The organism is Pedobacter ginsengisoli (assembly GCF_002736205.1).
In the GTDB taxonomy this organism is placed as follows: Bacteria; Bacteroidota; Bacteroidia; order Sphingobacteriales; family Sphingobacteriaceae; genus Pedobacter; species Pedobacter ginsengisoli_A.
This window is the reverse complement of record NZ_CP024091.1, coordinates 3,645,620-3,665,156: the sequence shown is the minus strand read 5'-3', so window position 1 is coordinate 3,665,156 and position 19,537 is coordinate 3,645,620. Positions and strand designations below refer to the sequence as shown.

The window sequence follows — 19,537 nt, the reverse complement described above, 5'->3', positions numbered from 1 at the left end:
AGAATGTCTAAAATATTAGTAACTGGAGGAACCGGATTTATTGGTTCGCATACAGTAGTTGAATTACATAATGCAGGATATGAGGTGGTCATTATTGATGACCTCTCTAATTCCAACCCTAAAATACTTCAGCAAATTGAAGCAATAATAGGAATTAAGCCGGAATTTGTTGAGCTTGATTTATGTGATGAAGCAAAGGTGAATGAGTTTGTAGCGAAAAATACAGATATTGATGGGGTGATTCACTTTGCAGCTTTTAAAGCAGTTGGAGAATCTGTACAGAAGCCATTAAAGTATTATAGAAATAATTTTTATTCATTAATTAACCTGATTAATGCTTTTAATAGTTCAGTTAACCTGGTATTCTCGTCGTCGTGTACTGTTTACGGACAGCCAGACATATTGCCGGTAACAGAAGAAGCGCCTACAAAAAAAGCCGAGTCACCTTATGGTAATACTAAACAAATTGCTGAAGAAATTTTACAGGAAACCTGTGCAGTTACACCTTCTTTAAAGGTTACTTCGCTTCGTTATTTTAATCCGGTAGGTGCACACCATACTGCTTTAATTGGCGAGTTACCAATTGGTGTTCCTCAAAACCTTGTTCCTTTCATTACACAATCGGCCATCGGCAAACGTGGTCCTATTACAGTTTATGGTAATGATTATGATACCCCGGATGGAAGTGCAATAAGAGATTACATCCACGTGGTAGATTTAGCAAAAGCACACGTTGCTGCTATTAAGCGTTTGGAAAGTGGTAAAGCTGATTCAAATTACGAAGTGTTTAACTTAGGTACCGGAAAGGGATCATCTGTGTTACAAATTATTGATGCTTTTGAGCAATCAACCGGGCAAAAACTAGATTACACTATTGGTGCCAGAAGAGAAGGCGATATTGAAAAGGTTTGGGGTGATGTAACAAAATCTGCAAGAGATTTGAACTGGAAGGCAGAATTGGATATTGATGTAATGATGTCGTCGGCCTGGAACTGGGAAAAATACCTGAAAGACAACCCTTTTTAAAATGCTGTTAAGTGAGCATAAGGATCTTAAAGAGGAGATAAAGTCTCTTCCTGAAAAGGAAAAGGATAAATTATTGCTCAGACTAATTGCAAAGGATAAGGTTTTAACAGAGCATCTGCACTTTAAATTGCTTGAAGATGAGCATGATCTGGTGGAACGCCATGAAAAACTGATGGCGGCAATAGATGAAACAACGAAAGGACTTTTATCTGATAAAAAGCTTACTTCAAAAGATACGCTGTTGAAAATGCGCAAATTAAATGGAAGCATCAGCCACCATTTTAAGGTAACAAAAGATATTACCACAGAAATGGAGTTAAGAATTCATTTGTTAAACCAGATTCCAATAGATTTTAAAGAAAGCGTTTTTTCACCGCTGCATAAGTTTAACGAAAAGCTGTCTGTATATTTTGTTAAGTCGACAGTTTCAGTATTAAATAAGTACAATAAGCTTCATGAGGATCTGCAATTTGATTTAAAGGATTCGCTAAATGCCGTACTTAATAAAATATACCAAAATAAAACATCTGCGGTAGCACAAGAGCTTGCACTACCTAAAGAATTATAAGCTATGAAAAAAATATTAATTACCGGAGGAGCAGGATTTATTGGCTCTCATGTTGTAAGAAGATTTGTAAATAACTATCCTGATTACATGATTGTAAACCTTGATAAGTTAACCTACGCAGGTAATCTTGCAAACTTAACCGATATTGAAGACAAGCCTAATTACCGTTTTGTTAAAGCTGATATTACGGAAGCTTCTGTAATAAATGAGCTGTTTAACAAAGAAAACTTTGATGCTGTTATTCATTTAGCCGCAGAATCTCATGTTGACAGGTCAATAGCTGATCCAACAGCTTTTGTTATGACCAATGTTATTGGAACTGTTAATCTTTTAAATGCTGCCCGTGAATATTGGAAGGGAAGTTATGATAAGAAAAGATTTTATCATGTTTCAACAGATGAGGTGTATGGAGCGCTTGGTGAAACCGGTATGTTTACAGAGTCAACATCTTATGACCCTCATAGTCCTTATTCAGCTTCAAAAGCTGCTTCTGATCACTTTGTAAGGGCATATCATGATACTTATGGGTTAGATATAGTGGTGTCTAACTGCTCAAATAATTATGGCTCTCATCATTTTCCTGAGAAACTGATACCATTGGCAATCAATAACATTAAAAACGCACAGCCGGTACCTGTATATGGTAAAGGAGAAAATGTTCGTGACTGGTTATGGGTAGAGGACCATGCACGTGCAATTGATGTAATTTTTCATCAGGCTAAAACAGGTCAGACCTATAATATTGGTGGTCACAACGAGTGGAAGAACATAGATTTGATCCATTTACTATGTAAGATAATGGACAACAAACTTGGCAGGACAGAGGGAGAGTCGGCAAAGCTGATTACTTTTGTAACCGATAGGGCAGGTCACGACTTACGCTATGCTATTGACTCTACCAAGCTTCAAAATGAATTGAACTGGGTGCCTAGCTTGCAGTTTGAAGAAGGATTGGAAAAAACAGTAGAATGGTATTTAGAAAATGAGGGGTGGCTTTCGGATGTCACTTCTGGGAATTACCAGGCTTACTACGAAAATCAGTATGAGGGAAGATAGCTATCTTCCCTTTTTTTATTCATATCTTAATGCTTCTACCGGATCAAGTTTAGAAGCTTTTTTGGCTGGATAATAACCAGAAAGAATACCTACGCCAACACACAATACAAAACCTCCGATAATCCATTCCCATGGTATTATGAACGAGCCCCCATTGCAAATGAGATTAAGTTGCCTATGGCTATTCCCAGGAATATGCCAAATGCACCTCCTATAAGGCAAATAATAACCGCTTCGATTAAGAACTGTTTGCGAATTACAGCAGGGTTGGCCCCTATGGCCTTTCTAATTCCTATTTCTCTAGTCCTTTCTGTTACAGAAACAAGCATAATATTCATTAGACCAATAGACGCGCCAATTAAAGTAATGCCTCCAATGGCAATTCCTCCTAATACAACATATCTTAATTGTTCGAATAAAGTTTGGGCAAGTGAATCACTTTTTGTGATTTCAAAATTATTAGGTTCTGATACTTTTACCTTTCTTATTTTTCTCAGTTCCGAGGTAGCCTCACCAATGATGTTATCCATCTGGTCGTTACTCGGTACCATTACCGTTATGGTGTAAGATGGGTTTGAGTTGGTGTTAATTAATTTGGCTTTTAACAGAGGTACATAAACGGACCTGTCTCCACTAAAGCCCATACTTTGCCCTTTAGATTCAAGTACTCCAATAACCTTTAACCTGTTATTGCCAACGTTAATGATTTTATCTATCGGGCTCTGATTTTTGAAAAGCTTAGTTCTGATCTCATTACCTATGATGCAAACATTATTTCCTGATACTACTTCAGCCGGACTAAAATTACGCCCAAGGGAGAGGTTAAGACCTTGCGAATTCAATCCATTTTCATCTATACCCTGAATATTGATGTTGGGATTAGTTTTTTCTGCGTCGAACTTAGCTGTTGAACCACCTGTGGCAAATACACTGATGGCCACTGTCGCAGGCGTATTTAGTCGTTCTTTAAAGCTTACAGCATCTTCATATTTGATAGACCTGAACGGTTTAGGCCTTTGGCCTGAACCACCCACCCTTATACCGGATCCTCTGTTTCTTATAGTAAAGGCATTGGCTCCCATGCTGGAGAAAGCCTCAGTCATACTTTTTTTAACAGCATCAAGCGTTGTTAATATACCTACTAATGCAGATAAACCAATTGCGATGATCAATGCGGTAAGCATGGTACGCAACCTGTTGCTTTTAATTGATTGAAGGGCTAGTTTTACGTTTTCGGTATAGGTCATTTCAGATGAAATATATTCTTTTATGGGATAAAAATAAAAAGTCCCGCTGTTAAGACAACGAGACCATGTATAATGTTACAAAAGAATAGGAACTTAAACTGAGAAACTTGTTCCGCAACCGCAAGTGCTGCTTGCATTCGGGTTGCTGAAAGTAAAGCCTCTTGAGTTTAATCCATCCTGCCAGTCAACCTGCATCCCCATCAAATACATTTGATGAGCTTTATGCATGTAAACCTTAATGCCATCAATAATAAATTCCTGATCACCTTCTTTTTTCTGATCAAAACCCAGCACATAATTCATTCCAGAGCAGCCTCCACCTTCAACTCCTACGCGTAAGCCGAAGTCCTCAGAAATTTCTTGCTGATCTTTTAATTTAAAAAGCTCCTTTACAGCGCCCTCTGTAAAAGTTACCGGTGCAAATGCTGTATCAACTGTATTACTCATATTATTAAAAAATTAGGAAGTACAAATTTAGTTATTATTGTTTATAAAAGTAGTATAGTTTGCTCTGCTAGAGCCCTCTATCCCTTTATCTAAAAAATCAAATAGTGGGGGTAAATATAAATAAAATGTACATTTTTGCTGAGACTCTATACTAATTATTACTGTATTCAAACAAAGCTGAATGAACATACAAAACTTTTTAACGGAAGTTGCCATATTGGCCACAGGTGGTATTATAACTGTTGTGGCAGGATATTATCTTTTTATAAATGATCTTAGAAAGTATCTGGTATCAAAGTCTGTTGAAACAAAACCATCAGACCCTAAAAGAAACGAACAGTTACAAATTCTTCCGCTGCGGTTGCAGGCATATGAGCGACTAGTTGTTTTTGTGGACAGGATAAGCCCGTCAAACTTGTTGATCAGGGTGCATCAGCCTGGTATTTCTGTTGTCGACCTTCAATCGGTTTTACTTAATGAAATAAAATCAGAATATCAGCACAATATTGCCCAGCAGTTATATGTGAGTGCTTCGACCTGGGAAGTTGTTAGGAAACTTAAGGATGATACTTTAGCCATGATCAGTAATGCCGCCAGAGGATTGCCAACCGAAGCAGAAGGCGTAGATTTAAGCAGAAAGATACTGCAACATATGGCAGGTATTGCCGACAACCCTTATGATTTAACGCTAGATCTTATTAAAAAAGATATTCATTTGTTATTTTAACTATGAAAGAGAAAAGTTTTACCACCACTTCAGGTATCGAGATTAAAGAGTTATATACTACTGCGAAGCCGTTAAATGAGGCGCCAGGAGAATTTCCTTTTACCAGGGGGATCCAAAAAGATATGTATAGAGGTAGGTTATGGACCATGCGACAGTATGCAGGGTTCTCTACAGCCGAGGAGTCTAACCAGCGTTATCATTATTTACTTAAGCAGGGCACAATGGGCTTGTCGGTTGCATTTGACCTTCCTACCCAGATTGGATACGACTCAGATCATGATATGGCCGAAGGGGAGGTTGGTAAAGTTGGCGTTGCAATTGATTCATTAAAAGATATGGAAATACTGTTTGATGGAATAGAACTGCAAAAAATTACCACCTCTATGACGATTAATGCTACGGCTTCTATTTTATTGGCTATGTATATTGCACTGGCTAAAAAACAGGGAGCTGATATTAAGCAAATATCGGGTACCATACAGAACGATATTTTAAAGGAATATGCTGCCAGAGGAACTTATATCTATCCGCCAAAGCCTTCAATGAGGATTATCACTGATATTTTTGAGTATTGCAGTAAGGAAGTGCCTAAGTGGAATACAATTTCTATTTCGGGATATCACATCAGAGAGGCTGGATCAACAGCAGTTCAGGAGCTGGCCTTTACATTGGCAAATGGAAAAGCATACCTTAACGCTGCATTAGAGAAGGGATTGGATATTAATATTTTTGCCAAACGACTTTCGTTCTTTTTCAATTGTCACAATAATTTCTTTGAGGAGATAGCCAAGTTCAGGGCAGCAAGAAGAATGTGGGCAAAAATAACGAAGGAACTTGGGGCAACAGATGAGAAAGCCCAAATGCTTCGCTTTCATACACAAACAGGAGGATCTACATTAACAGCACAGCAGCCGCTTAATAATGTAATACGGGTTACAAATCAGGCCCTGGCTGCGGTGTTGGGAGGCACACAGTCTTTACACACAAACGGTTATGATGAGGCACTTTCTTTGCCTACAGAGGCAGCAGCAAAAATCGCGTTGCGCACACAACAAGTAATTGCTTTTGAAAGTGGGGTTACAGATACGGTTGACCCATTGGCAGGTTCATTTTTTGTGGAAACATTAACTGATGAAATTGAAGCAGCAGCGCAATCCTATATAGATAAAATAGATGCGATGGGCGGCTCAGTAAATGCAATAGAAAATGAGTATATTCAAAATGAAATTGCAGATGCAGCTTATCGCTATCAGGTAGAGGTTGAAGAGGCCAGCAGGATTATTGTTGGGGTAAATAAATTTGTACAGGAACAAGAAGGGATAACGGAAGTGTTTACTATAGATGAATCAATCCGTGCCATACAAACTGACAAGATAAATAAGCTAAAAGCCGAAAGAGATAACATTGCTGTTGAAAAAGCGTTGAATAACCTATTGGATGCTGCGAAAGGAACTGAGAATTTGATGCCGTACATTTTAACAGCGGTAGAGGCATATTCAACCCTTGGTGAAATAGCCAACACACTGCGTAATGTTTTTGGAGAATATTAAAAAGGATGTTAATAAATAGTTATTAACATAAAAAATTCAGGTTAAGAAGGGTAGGTTATTGCTACCTAAGCAGTTACCAAATAAATGAAAATTAAGTTTTTTTTGTTGATAATTTTTTGAATATTCGATCTCTCGAAACAGCAGTTTTTTATTGCTCGTATCGTTACTGTAAACCAACAAATTATAGAATAACAATGGAAAAAACTTGTACAGAAGTGTGGAAAAACTGTCTCCAAATCATAAAAGATAACATACCGACCCAAAGTTTCAAGACTTGGTTCGAACCGATATCAGCTTTGAAATTGGAAGGCAAAGTTTTAACCATACAAGTGCCTAGTTTGTTCTTCTATGAATGGTTGGAAGAACACTATGTAGGGCTGCTTCGTAAAACAGTTAAAAAGCAATTAGGAGATGAGGGAAGGTTAGAGTATAACATCGTTGTGGATAAATCTTCTAATACAGGATCGCCATATACCACTAACATGCCAAGTAATGGAAATGGGGCAGAGGCAAAGGTTCAATCAATGCCAATTCCTGTTTCTATAAACAAAGACATTAAGAATCCTTTTATTATTCCGGGTTTAAAGAAACTTAATGTTGATCCTCAATTGAATTCTAATTATACGTTTGAGAATTACATAGAAGGAGATTGCAACCGCTTAGCAAGATCAGCAGGTTATGCAGTAGCCGCAAAACCGGGAGGTACGTCCTTTAATCCATTAATGATTTATGGAGGAGTAGGATTAGGAAAAACACACCTTGCCCAGGCTATTGGTAATGAAATTAAACGTAACATGCCAGACAAACTGGTAATTTATGTTTCGTGTGAGAAATTCTGCCAGCAATTTGTAGATTCATTAAAGAACAATACGATCAATGATTTTGTGAATTTTTATCAGGCAATGGATGTTATCATTATGGATGACGTACATAATTTTGCAGGTAAGGAAAAAACACAGGATATATTCTTCCATATCTTTAATCATCTTCACCAATCAGGTAAACAGGTTATCTTGTCTTCAGATAAAGCGCCTAAAGACCTAGCAGGACTAGAAGAAAGATTGTTAAGCCGTTTTAAATGGGGGCTTTCTGCAGACTTGCAGATTCCTGATTTTGAAACAAGAATAGCAATTCTTAAAAAGAAAATGTATGCAGATGGGATTGAACTGCCATCTGAAGTAGTGGAATACGTAGCCCACAATATTGATAACAACGTAAGGGAACTAGAAGGTGCAATGGTTTCCCTGTTAGCACAATCAACATTGAATAAAAAAGACATCGATTTGGCATTAGCTAAGCAGATGTTGAAGAACTTTATTAAAAATACTTCCAAAGAGATCTCTATGGAATACATTCAGAAATTGGTATGTGAATATTTTGAAGTTCCTGTGGATATGGTTAAATCACAAACACGGAAACGTGAAATTGTTCAGGCCAGACAGATTTCTATGTACCTTTCCAAGAGTCATACCAAGTCATCATTAAAAACTATTGGAGCTTTCTTTGGAGGAAGAGACCATTCAACAGTAATTTATGCATGCCAGACTGTTGAAGATTTAATTGATACAGATAAGAAATTTAAGGGGTACGTACACGACATACAGAAGAAACTAAAAATGAGCTAAAACATTAAAGCTCAGTTATTAAGGCATAAAAAAAGGTTGCATCATATGTGCAACCTTTTTTATATTGCAGAATTTACTTTATAGCATCAAGCTTCATTAAGCCATAAAATAAAGCTGCCGAATGTAGGGCCTGTTCAATCTTATTGTCTTTCAGGATTTGTTTAGCCTCTTCTATAGTATATTCTTCTACACTAAGAATTTCATGTTCATCTAAATGCTGATCATGAGTTTTAACGCCTCCTTTTAATAAATAGGTGTAAGTAACATTTGTAGATGTTGCCGGATTAGGGTATAACGTAGCTATCAGCTCTGAACTTTTAAAAGAATAACCTGTTTCCTCTAGTAGTTCTCTTTTAATGGCCGTTTCAGGTAATTCATCACCATCAATAACACCGCCAGGAATCTCTAAAGAGATAATATCAGCCCCATGGCGATATTGGCGAACCAGAATTATTTTATTGTCTTCAGTTACTGCAATAGCATTAACCCAATTTGGATATTCAAGTACATAATAGTCGTCTTTTATAACTCCATTCTGTAAATCACAAGTATCCACACGTAACGTAGCCCACTTTTCCCTCACCAGATATCTGGATGAAAGTTTTTGCCATTTTTTTATTTCCATATTAGCTGTTAAGATATCGATTGACCATTTTTTGTCGGTCCAGATTAGTGATGTTTATGATGCGATGTTTTGTTTCCAGTAAGTGGTATATTAAATATAGCTTCTCGGCAAATGAATCATTCCTCGGATTAATAGCCGAAGGATCAAACTGAGAGTAAAGAAACTGGCTTAGCATTTCCAGTTTTTCAGCAGGGAATTCCTTTTCAGTTAACAGCACTTGAAATTCGGATGAATTAACGGAAAATAACTCTTGAGGGGTAATTCCAAAATTATTAACCAACGATTCTATAAGTAAATCATCTGCCTCAGCAAGCTTTCCTTCTAATTTTAAGCCCATAATTCGGGCTAAAACCTGGGCAAGTTTTTGAATTTCTGCTGTAATTAAGTCTCTTCTTAACATATTATTTACCAGCTACCACTACTACCACCGCCTCCAAAACTACCACCTCCAAAACCTCCGAAGCCACCGCCTCCGCCGCTGCCTCCACCCCAGCCGCCACCGCCAGAGCTTCTGCCACCGCCTAACAACATACTCCAGAAAAGAGCGTCAGCAGCCCCACGGCCACTTATAACCTGGCCACCGCCACCACTACCACCACCTCTTCGAAGAATAACGATAATGACAACAATGATAATGATGATTGCAAGCATACTGCCACCTCCACCGGCATCGCCTTTCTTTTTCGGATTTTCGTTCTTGTATTCGCCTTTCGTGTATTTTATAATCGCATCGGTTCCTGCCTCAAGTCCCTGATAATAATTACCGGCTTTAAAATTTGGTTTAATTTCATTTTCAATAATACGCTTGGCATAAATGTCAGGTAAAACACCCTCCAAACCATATCCTGTCTGGATAGAGATCTTCCTGTCGCCAAGAGCTACCACAATCATTATCCCGTTGTTTTTGCCAGAACTACCCACACCCCATTTTCGGCCAAGTTCAAGCGCATACTCGTTAATATCATAGTCGCCTACCGATTTCAATACTGCAATTGCAATTTGCGTAGAGCTTGAATCGTCAAAAGCTACCAGTTTTTGTTCCAGTTGCTGTAATTGTGCCGATGAAAGAGTTCCGGTATAATCATTTACCAGCTTGTTTGGTTTTGCCGGAAAATCCTGCGCAAACCCAATCATGGATGTTGTAAGTAAGAATAATGCTACGATTAATTTTTTCATAGCCTATATTGTTTTATTCTGATCCATAAAAATAATGTCATTTGGCAGTTCATTTATGTCGTCATTTTGCGAAGGGAAAAACGTTGCGAGTTTTTCTCCAGCTAAAATTACACCTGCTATTACGCCTTGGGCTAAATTGCCAGAGGCAAAATGAGCTCTCATTGCAACTTTAGTTGTTTCCCAGAAATCTGCCGGTACAACCTTATTAATTCCACTGTCGCCTACTATTGCAAACTTATGATCTACATAAGCAAGGTAAATCAACACACCGTTATGTCTTGAGGTTTTATCCATCCCAAGTTTTGAAAAGTAGGATGTTGCTTTTTCAAATGCATCGCCACTGCAATGTTTATCAATTGCAATTCTGATCTCGCCTGAAGTGGCTTTTTCAGCATCTGATATGGTTTGGGAAATTAGTTCTTGTTCTTGTTCTGTGAATGGCCCCATAATTGGATCGCTTTTATAGAGATAAGGGTAATGTATGTTTATTTCATTTAAACATACATTACCCTTAAATGTTGTTATGGTATATTAGAATTCTACTTTTGGTGCATTTTGTGCACCAGCATCAGCTTTAAAAGCTGCCTTTTGGCTAAATCCGAATATGCCTGCAGTAAGGTTGTTAGGGAATGATCTTACTTTTGTGTTATAAGTTTGTACCGACTCGTTAAAATCTTTACGTGCTACTGTGATGCGGTTTTCAGTACCTTCAAGCTGAGCCGATAATTCACTAAACTGTTGAGTAGCTTTAAGCTCAGGATAGTTCTCAGTTAAAACCATTAATTTACCTAATGCCTGAGATAACTGGCCTTGTGCAGCCTGATATTTTTGCATATTCTCTTCAGTTAATTTATCAGGATCGATGGTGATCTGGCTTGCTTTAGAACGTGCTTCAATAACCTGAGTTAATGTACCCTGTTCAAACTTCGCTGCACCTTTAACTGTGCTTACAAGGTTAGGGATCAAATCAGAACGGCGTTGATATTGTGTTTCAACCTGTGCCCATTTGGTTTTTACATCCTCATCTAGCTTAACAAGACCGTTGTAACCACAACCGCTTACTGCCACTAATAAGACTAAGATTCCTACAATTACTAAAACTACTTTTTTCATATTTTTCTGTTTTGTTTTTCAGTGTTAATTTACGCATTAGAACTCAATTTCTGTACCTTTGTTACAGTTCAGAAGAAAAACCTGACAACAATAACGCAAAAAGACATATAAATTACAAGAAACGTTATTTTCTAACAGTAGAAGAGGTAATCCTGCCTTCATAAATTACTGACATAATTACAATTCTTATACTGCCAAAAGGAGACTGTAATGAAAAAAGGTGGTTTGATTTTTTTACTTTTGTAGCAATTCGGGATAAAAACCCGACGATAATTATGCAAAAAGACATCGAAATAACACTGGCTCCAGAAGATATTGACAGTGTAACAGCCATTAAGAAAAATCTTTCAACAGCATTAAAAATAGACCTATCGCGAATTGGGGGCTATAAAATCCTTAAAAGATCTATTGACGCACGCTCCAGAAAAGTAATATATAGGTTGCAGGTAAGGGCGTTTATTGATGAAGCTCCATTGCCAGAGTCACTTGTTGTTAATTATAAAAATGTTAGCAAGGCACAGCATGTAATTATAGTTGGTGCCGGCCCAGCCGGATTATTTGCCGCACTTCAATGCATCGAAAATGGATTAAAGCCAATAGTACTTGAACGTGGCAAGGATGTGAAACAACGAAGAAGAGATTTAGCAGCAATAAATAAAGAAGGAATTGTAAATACCGAATCTAATTATTGTTATGGCGAAGGCGGTGCCGGAACGTATTCTGATGGAAAATTGTACACCCGATCTAATAAGCGGGGTGATATTAACAAAGTACTTCAAATCTTTGTTCAGCACGGCGCATCAGAAGATATTCTTGTTGATGCCCGTCCGCATATAGGTACAAATAAACTGCCTCATATAATTACTGCAATAAGAGAAACAATTTTAAATGCAGGAGGGGAGGTTCGTTTCGATCAAAAAGTAACCGATATTTTAATCGATTTTGGGAAAATAAAAGGGGTAGTGGTCAATGGAGAAGAGAAATTATTCTCAAATTCAGTTATTCTGGCCACCGGACATTCAGCGCGGGATATTTATGAATTGCTTAACGAAAGGAATATTCTTGTTGAAGCCAAGCCCTTTGCACTGGGGGTAAGAATAGAACACCCTCAATCCATTATAGATGCTGCGCAATACCATTGCGATATCAGGAGCGAATTTTTGCCGCCTGCTTATTACAGCCTGGTTGAACAAGTTGGAGCCAGAGGAGTATTCTCATTTTGCATGTGCCCCGGTGGAATTATTGCCCCCTGTGCCACTTATGCTAATGAAATAGTTGTTAATGGCTGGTCTCCATCGAAAAGAAATAATCCATTTGCAAATTCAGGAACAGTAGTTCAAATAACGCTTGATGATGTTAAAGGTGCTGATCCTTTAAGGATGATGCATTTTCAGGCCGAAATTGAGAAAACTGCTTTTAGGCTTGGAGGAGGAGATCTTGTTGCGCCTGCGCAAAGAATGGTTGATTTTGTAGAAGGCCGTGTTTCAGTTGATCTGCCAAAAAATTCTTATTTGCCCGGAACCCGAAGCGTAATGCTTAAAGATACGCTGCCTGATTTTGTAACATCAAGCTTGAAAAATGCTTTGCCAATGTTTGGAAAAAAAATGAGGGGATATTATACCAATGAGGCTATTTTAGTAGGCGTGGAAAGCAGAAGCTCATCGCCTGTGCGAATTCCACGGGATAAGGAGACCTTTCAGCACCCTCAGGTTGCAGGGCTATTTCCATGTGCCGAAGGTGCTGGTTATGCCGGGGGAATCGTGTCGGCTGCAATTGATGGTGTAAATTGCGCTAATGCAGCTTTAAAGTTTAGCTAAACACATTTACCTTTTATTTGTTGTTGTCGTATGATTGATTTCGCAAATGAGTTAAGAAAAGGATATAACGGTGATGCCTGGCATGGGAACAGCTTGTCGGCTATTATTTCATCGGTAAGTAAAGATCAAATATTTAAACGGCCCATCCCCAATGCACATACCATTGCTGAACTGGTATTGCACTTAACTTCGTGGACAGAAGAAGTGTTTTCGAGGCTGGAAGGTAATTTGGCTAAGGAACCTGAAAAGGGCGACTGGCCTATGGCTAAAGAAGAAACCATGCAGGAATGGGATGCCATTTTAAGTGATTTTCGTTTAGCTAATGAAAAACTGCTTAATCTTGCCATGGAAATGTCCGAAGATCAATGGAAGAAGCCCGTTAACCAGGTGTTGGGATCGAGAGTGAATTATTTTGAATTATTTAATGGTTTGGTGCAGCATCATGCTTATCATGCCGGACAAATCTCTTTATTATTAAAATTTTAGCTTGTGAAAAAAACATTAATTATAGGCGCCAGCCCTAATCCAGAAAGATATTCTTATAAAGCTGCACATATGCTTAAGTCAAAAGGCCACAGTATTATCAATGTTGGTATAAAAAAAGGAGCGGTGGCTGGCGAGGAGATTGAACAACCGGGACATGTGCATAATGACATTGATACAATTACACTATATATAGGACCCCATTTACAAAGTAGTTACTATAATTATATATTAGAAACAAAACCTAAACGAGTTATTTTTAATCCCGGTGCTGAAAATCAGGAACTGTGGGAACTGCTGTTGGCGAATAATATTGAACCAATAGAAGCCTGCACTTTAGTGTTATTAGCTACTGGCCAGTTTTAGTGTATAAAAAGACGACTTTGATCGACCCCTGATCATTTTTCAGGCCATTAAAGGTGTGATGTTGGTTGATGGGAAGCCGTTCGTGTGATAGGGCGAAACCTTAGCTATAGGATATAATATATACGCCGATGTTACCCGTGTTTTAAGCTGCTGTTATTTTTTCTTGTTGTTTTTAAGGGTGTTATGGATTGTTGGGGTAAAAAAGGGTTGTTTAAGTTTGGATAGTGGCTGGATTTTTCTACTTTTGCATCCCGCTTCGGAGGAAGGGCGGCATTGAGAGAGGGAAGGTATAGGAGAGAGAAAAAAGCTGCAGGAAATTTGAAAAAAGATTTGCGAAGAAGAAAAAGATTTCTACCTTTGCAGTCCCAAACAAAACGGGAGTTATCAAACGGAGTTTGTTAACGATAAAAAGAAGCTTGAAAAGCGTTAGTGGTTAAACAGCAAGCGGGGAACAATACGACCTTGCAGCCAACATAAGCCATTAGCGATTAGATATAAGAAAGGGGATCCGTGAGGTGACCCGCGAAGTTCATTAAAGAGATGTCATTTATCAACGTAGCGAGGTAAGAAAGTACGATTTCAAAGTACATGAAACCGTTGCTATTATTTTAGAGTCAGGTTCTGACAGACAATACAAAAACAAGAATACAGACTATTATTAACAAGTTAAGAATGGTCAGTGATTCAAACTATAACATTTTACAATGGAGAGTTTGATCCTGGCTCAGGATGAACGCTAGCGGCAGGCCTAATACATGCAAGTCGAACGATACCATCTGGCTTGCCAGATGGGAAAGTGGCGCACGGGTGCGTAACGCGTATGCAACCTACCTTAATCAGGGGGATAGCCCGAAGAAATTCGGATTAACACCGCATAAAAACACAGGATAGCATTATCTAATGTTCAAATATTTATAGGATTAAGATGGGCATGCGTGTCATTAGCTAGTTGGCGGGGTAACGGCCCACCAAGGCGACGATGACTAGGGGATCTGAGAGGATGACCCCCCACACTGGTACTGAGACACGGACCAGACTCCTACGGGAGGCAGCAGTAAGGAATATTGGTCAATGGAGGGAACTCTGAACCAGCCATGCCGCGTGCAGGAAGACGGCCCTCTGGGTTGTAAACTGCTTTTATTCGGGAATAAACCACATTACGTGTAATGTGCTGAATGTACCGAAGGAATAAGGATCGGCTAACTCCGTGCCAGCAGCCGCGGTAATACGGAGGATCCAAGCGTTATCCGGATTTATTGGGTTTAAAGGGTGCGTAGGCGGCTTATTAAGTCAGGGGTGAAAGACGGTGGCTCAACCATCGCAGTGCCCTTGATACTGATGAGCTTGAATGGACTAGAGGTAGGCGGAATGTGACAAGTAGCGGTGAAATGCATAGATATGTCACAGAACACCGATTGCGAAGGCAGCTTACTATGGTTTTATTGACGCTGAGGCACGAAAGCGTGGGGATCAAACAGGATTAGATACCCTGGTAGTCCACGCCCTAAACGATGAATACTCGCTGTTAGCGATATACAGTTAGCGGCTAAGCGAAAGCGTTAAGTATTCCACCTGGGGAGTACGCCCGCAAGGGTGAAACTCAAAGGAATTGACGGGGGCCCGCACAAGCGGAGGAGCATGTGGTTTAATTCGATGATACGCGAGGAACCTTACCCGGGCTTGAAAGTTAGTGAATGATCTAGAGATAGGTCAGTGAGCAATCACACGAAACTAGGTGCTGCATGGCTGTCGTCAGCTCGTGCCGTGAGGTGTTGGGTTAAGTCCCGCAACGAGCGCAACCCCTATGTTTAGTTGCCAGCACGTTAAGGTGGGGACTCTAAACAGACTGCCTGTGCAAACAGAGAGGAAGGAGGGGACGACGTCAAGTCATCATGGCCCTTACGTCCGGGGCTACACACGTGCTACAATGGATGGTACAGAGGGCAGCGAGCTGGCAACAGCAAGCGAATCTCAAAAAGCCATTCACAGTTCGGATAGAGGTCTGCAACTCGACCTCTTGAAGTTGGATTCGCTAGTAATCGCGTATCAGCAATGACGCGGTGAATACGTTCCCGGGCCTTGTACACACCGCCCGTCAAGCCATGGAAGTTGGGGGTACCTAAAGTATGTAACCGCAAGGAGCGTCCTAGGGTAAAACCGATAACTGGGGCTAAGTCGTAACAAGGTAGCCGTACCGGAAGGTGCGGCTGGAATACCTCCTTTCTGGAGTAGGCCAGACTACTCGCTACGTAAATGATATAATGACAGAAGATCTCAAAAAGAAAACCCATAGGATGAAGCATCGTTTAGTGCTCCATACTGCAGTATAGACATCAAGTCCCGTAGCTCAGTTTGGTTAGAGCACTACACTGATAATGTAGGGGTCAGCAGTTCAAATCTGCTCGGGACTACAAGATTAATCTTAAGGGGGATTAGCTCAGCTGGCTAGAGCGCCTGCCTTGCACGCAGGAGGTCAACGGTTCGACTCCGTTATTCTCCACCATCACCGTTACCTGTTATAAAAGGTAAGGAAATAGGATATCCTAAGGGGTATCCCGGGCTAGAAAAGTTCTTTGACATATTGGAAGAAGTTAAAAAAGAAGAGCAAACAACAATAGAGACGTTGTTTGACCTGAGGAATACCAAAAGCAAGCAATTGCATGAGGTATACTAAAGAGATAACGACAATCAAAAAAGCATTTCCATAGGCGCAAAAGGCTATGGAGAGAAGAAAGTAAATAAGAGCACACAGGGGATGCCTTGGCTCTCAGAGGCGATGAAGGACGTGATAAGCTGCGATAAGCACTGGGGATTAGCAAATATGACTTGATCCGGTGATTTCCGAATGGGGTAACCTGGCTGGTTGAAGACCAGTCGTAATATACGCAAACCTGCCGAACTGAAACATCTAAGTAAGCAGAGGAAGAGAAAATAATAATGATTTCCTGAGTAGTGGCGAGCGAAAGGGAAAGAGCCCAAACCAGCTATGTTACGGCATAACTGGGGTTGTAGGACTACGATGTGATTATAATGCGATGAAGTGGAACAGGATGGGAAGCCTGGCAATATAGAGTGAGAGCCTCGTACACGTAAGTACCATTAGTCTAGTAGTATCCTGAGTACCGCGAGGTCGGAGACGCCTTGTGGGAATCAGCCGGCACCATCCGGTAAGGCTAAATACTCCTGAGAGACCGATAGTGAACCAGTACCGTGAGGGAAAGGTGAAAAGAACCCCGAACAGGGGAGTGAAATAGAACCTGAAACTGTGTGCTTACAAGCGGTCGGAGCGTCCAGGTGGCGTGACGGCGTGCCTTTTGCATAATGAGCCTACGAGTTACTCTTCTCTGGCAAGGTTAAGTGTTTCAGACACGGATCCGAAGCGAAAGCGAGTCTGAATAGGGCGTATAGTCAGGGGAGGTAGACGCGAAACCTTGTGATCTACCCATGGACAGGTTGAAGGTGCGGTAACACGTACTGGAGGACCGAACCGATAAACGTTGAAAAGTTTCCGGATGATCTGTGGGTAGGGGTGAAAGGCTAATCAAACTGGGAAATAGCTCGTACTCCCCGAAATGTTTTTAGGAACAGCGTCGTGGTAGAGTTAAATAGAGGTAGAGCTACTGATTGGGTGCGGGGGAGTCAAATCCTACCAAATCCAGACAAACTCCGAATGCTATTTAATATACACGGCAGTGAGGCGCGGGGTGCTAAGGTCACGCGCCGAGAGGGAAAGAACCCAGACCATCAGCTAAGGTCCCCAAGTTACAGTTAAGTTGAACTAACGAGGTCCGATTGCATAGACAGCTAGGATGTTGGCTTGGAAGCAGCCATTCATTTAAAGAGTGCGTAACAGCTCACTAGTCGAGCGATCGGGCATGGATAATAAACGGGCATAAAATTGTACACCGAAGCTATGGGTAATATTAATATTACGGTAGGGGAGCATTCCAGCGGCAGCGAAGCTATGACGTAAGTTGTGGTGGAGCTTCTGGAAAAGCAAATGTAGGCATAAGTAACGATAAGGCGGGCGAGAAACCCGCCCACCGAAAGGATAAGGTTTCCTGATCAACGCTAATCGGATCAGGGTTAGTCGGGGCCTAAGGAGAACCCGAAAGGGAAATTCGATGGACAACGGGTTAATATTCCCGTACTTTTTATAACTGCGATGTGGGGACGGAGTAGTGACACTGCCGCGATCTGACGGAATAGATCGTTGAAGGCTGTAGGTATTGTACCGGTAGGCAAATCCGCCGGTGTAGCTGAAGGCTGATAGTACCGCAAACCTTCGGGGGCGTGGATAGTGCAGGTAATCAGACTTCCAAGAAAAACCGCTAAGCTTCAGGTTATAAAAACCCGTACCGCAAACCGACACAGGTATCCGGGAAGAGAATTCTAAGGTGCTCGAGTGAATCATGGCTAAGGAACTCGGCAAAATGGCCCTGTAACTTCGGGAGAAGGGGCGCTGGTAGCAATATCAGCCGCAGTGAAAAGGCCCAGGCGACTGTTTAACAAAAACACATGGCTTTGCAAAATCGAAAGATGAAGTATAAGGCCTGACACCTGCCCGGTGCTGGAAGGTTAAGAGGGGATGTCAGTCGTAAGGCGAAGCATTGAATCGAAGCCCCAGTAAACGGCGGCCGTAACTATAACGGTCCTAAGGTAGCGAAATTCCTTGTCGGGTAAGTTCCGACCTGCACGAATGGTGTAACGATCTGGGCGCTGTCTCAGCCATGAGCTCGGTGAAATTGTGGTCCCGGTGAAGACGCCGGGTACCCGCAACGGGACGGAAAGACCCCATGCACCTTCACTACAATTTAACATTGACATTGGATACAGGATGTGTAGGATAGGTGGGAGACTATGAAGCGGCGTCGCCAGGCGTCGTGGAGTCAACGTTGAAATACCACCCTTTCTGTATTCGGTGTCTAACTCCGCTGGTCGGAGGACATTGTTTGATGGGTAGTTTGACTGGGGTGGTCGCCTCCAAAAAGGTAACGGAGGCTTTCAAAGGTAAGCTCAATACGCTTGGTAACCGTATGAGGAGTGCAATAGCATAAGCTTGCTTGACTGTGAGACAAACAAGTCGATCAGGGTCGAAAGACGGATATAGTGATCCGGTGGTTCTGCATGGAAGGGCCATCGCTCAAAGGATAAAAGGTACGCTGGGGATAACAGGCTGATCTCCCCCAAGAGCTCATATCGACGGGGAGGTTTGGCACCTCGATGTCGGCTCGTCACATCCTGGGGCTGGAGAAGGTCCCAAGGGTTCGGCTGTTCGCCGATTAAAGTGGCACGCGAGCTGGGTTCAGAACGTCGCGAGACAGTTCGGTCCCTATCTGTTGTGGGCGTTGGAATTTTGAGTGGGGCTGACCTTAGTACGAGAGGACCGGGTTGGACTAGCCTCTAGTGAATCTGTTGTTCCGCCAGGGGCATTGCAGAGTAGCTACGCTGGGAATAGATAAGCGCTGAAAGCATCTAAGTGCGAAACTAGCCACGAGATGAGAATTCCATATAGGACCGTAGCAGACTACTACGTTGATAGGTTACAGATGTAAAGATGGTGACATCAAAGTCGAGTAATACTAATAATCCGAAGCTTTCAAGAGCAGTAAACTGTTGTTTGTTCTTCAAAACTTAACTTCTTTCAATAATATGTCATTTGTTAGATCAGAGCTGGTAGTTACCACTTATGATGTGAACAATTAAAAATA

15 protein-coding genes, 2 tRNA genes, 2 rRNA genes and 1 pseudogene are annotated in these 19,537 nt (G+C 40.9%); 13 read left to right on the top strand and 7 right to left on the bottom strand.

Features of this window, described 5'->3' with window-relative positions:
• Positions 1-3: 3 nt before the first annotated feature.
• From galE to rfbB, 3 genes are read left to right on the top strand one after another with little or no spacing between them, the layout of a single operon-like run.
• Complete coding sequence (galE, locus tag CPT03_RS15090) at positions 4-1,026, top strand: UDP-glucose 4-epimerase GalE (protein WP_099439609.1); 1,023 nt, start codon at positions 4-6, stop codon at positions 1,024-1,026.
• Position 1,027: 1 nt separating this feature from the next.
• The gene (locus CPT03_RS15085) at positions 1,028-1,594 is read left to right on the top strand and encodes a hypothetical protein (protein ID WP_099439608.1); all 567 of its coding nucleotides are present in this window, start codon (positions 1,028-1,030) and stop codon (positions 1,592-1,594) included.
• Between the two features lie 3 nt (positions 1,595-1,597).
• Positions 1,598-2,650, top strand: a complete 1,053-nt coding sequence (gene rfbB / locus CPT03_RS15080; RefSeq protein WP_099439607.1) for a dTDP-glucose 4,6-dehydratase — start codon at positions 1,598-1,600, stop codon at positions 2,648-2,650.
• Between the two features lie 15 nt (positions 2,651-2,665).
• Here rfbB and CPT03_RS15075 read toward each other — a convergent pair.
• Both CPT03_RS15075 and CPT03_RS15070 read right to left on the bottom strand, forming a co-directional pair.
• Positions 2,666-3,897, bottom strand: a pseudogene (locus tag CPT03_RS15075) (ABC transporter permease).
• Positions 3,898-3,990: 93 nt separating this feature from the next.
• A complete protein-coding gene (locus CPT03_RS15070) occupies positions 3,991-4,344 on the bottom strand; it encodes a HesB/IscA family protein (RefSeq protein WP_099439606.1) in 354 nt (117 codons plus the stop codon).
• Positions 4,345-4,525: 181 nt separating this feature from the next.
• On the opposite strand from CPT03_RS15070, the gene CPT03_RS15065 reads away from it, so the two are divergent.
• The 3 genes from CPT03_RS15065 (at position 4,526) to dnaA (ending at position 8,246) form a co-directional block, all read left to right on the top strand.
• A complete protein-coding gene (locus tag CPT03_RS15065) occupies positions 4,526-5,071 on the top strand; it encodes a hypothetical protein (protein ID WP_099439605.1) in 546 nt (181 codons plus the stop codon).
• Between the two features lie 2 nt (positions 5,072-5,073).
• The gene (locus tag CPT03_RS15060) at positions 5,074-6,621 is read left to right on the top strand and encodes a methylmalonyl-CoA mutase (RefSeq protein WP_099439604.1); all 1,548 of its coding nucleotides are present in this window, start codon (positions 5,074-5,076) and stop codon (positions 6,619-6,621) included.
• Positions 6,622-6,815: 194 nt separating this feature from the next.
• On the top strand, positions 6,816-8,246 hold the full coding sequence (gene dnaA, locus CPT03_RS15055) for a chromosomal replication initiator protein DnaA (protein ID WP_099439603.1): 1,431 nt from the start codon (positions 6,816-6,818) through the stop codon (positions 8,244-8,246).
• Between the two features lie 73 nt (positions 8,247-8,319).
• Here the strand turns inward: dnaA and CPT03_RS15050 are convergent, their stop codons facing one another.
• From CPT03_RS15050 to CPT03_RS15030, 5 genes are all read right to left on the bottom strand, one after another.
• A complete protein-coding gene (locus CPT03_RS15050) occupies positions 8,320-8,871 on the bottom strand; it encodes an NUDIX hydrolase (protein ID WP_172954191.1) in 552 nt (183 codons plus the stop codon).
• Between the two features lies 1 nt (position 8,872).
• Positions 8,873-9,271 (bottom strand): hypothetical protein, encoded by a 399-nt coding sequence (locus CPT03_RS15045; protein WP_099439602.1) that lies wholly within the window; start codon positions 9,269-9,271, stop codon positions 8,873-8,875.
• 5 nt (positions 9,272-9,276) lie between these two features.
• Complete coding sequence (locus CPT03_RS15040) at positions 9,277-10,047, bottom strand: TPM domain-containing protein (protein WP_099439601.1); 771 nt, start codon at positions 10,045-10,047, stop codon at positions 9,277-9,279.
• Positions 10,048-10,050: 3 nt separating this feature from the next.
• Positions 10,051-10,494 (bottom strand): TPM domain-containing protein, encoded by a 444-nt coding sequence (locus CPT03_RS15035; RefSeq protein WP_099439600.1) that lies wholly within the window; start codon positions 10,492-10,494, stop codon positions 10,051-10,053.
• Between the two features lie 84 nt (positions 10,495-10,578).
• A complete protein-coding gene (locus CPT03_RS15030; RefSeq protein WP_099439599.1) occupies positions 10,579-11,160 on the bottom strand; it encodes a LemA family protein in 582 nt (193 codons plus the stop codon).
• 275 nt (positions 11,161-11,435) lie between these two features.
• Here CPT03_RS15030 and CPT03_RS15025 point away from each other — a divergent pair, with 275 nt between their 5' ends.
• The 7 genes from CPT03_RS15025 (at position 11,436) to CPT03_RS14995 (ending at position 19,431) form a co-directional block, all read left to right on the top strand.
• Entirely contained in the window at positions 11,436-12,977 is a 1,542-nt protein-coding gene (locus CPT03_RS15025) for an NAD(P)/FAD-dependent oxidoreductase (RefSeq protein ID WP_099439598.1), read from the top strand.
• Positions 12,978-13,007: 30 nt separating this feature from the next.
• Positions 13,008-13,463 carry a DinB family protein gene (locus CPT03_RS15020; protein ID WP_099439597.1) on the top strand — a complete coding sequence of 152 codons (456 nt, stop codon included), beginning with the start codon at positions 13,008-13,010 and terminating at the stop codon, positions 13,461-13,463.
• A 3-nt stretch (positions 13,464-13,466) separates the two neighbouring features.
• Positions 13,467-13,826 (top strand): CoA-binding protein, encoded by a 360-nt coding sequence (locus CPT03_RS15015; protein WP_099439596.1) that lies wholly within the window; start codon positions 13,467-13,469, stop codon positions 13,824-13,826.
• A gap of 701 nt (positions 13,827-14,527) precedes the next feature.
• Positions 14,528-16,049, top strand: a 16S ribosomal RNA gene (locus CPT03_RS15010).
• Between the two features lie 113 nt (positions 16,050-16,162).
• Positions 16,163-16,237, top strand: a tRNA-Ile gene (locus CPT03_RS15005).
• 15 nt (positions 16,238-16,252) lie between these two features.
• Positions 16,253-16,329 (top strand) — tRNA-Ala (locus CPT03_RS15000).
• Between the two features lie 225 nt (positions 16,330-16,554).
• Positions 16,555-19,431 (top strand): 23S ribosomal RNA (locus CPT03_RS14995).
• The 16S and 23S rRNA genes sit together here with 2 tRNA genes alongside, the layout of an rRNA operon.
• Positions 19,432-19,537 lie beyond the last annotated feature (106 nt).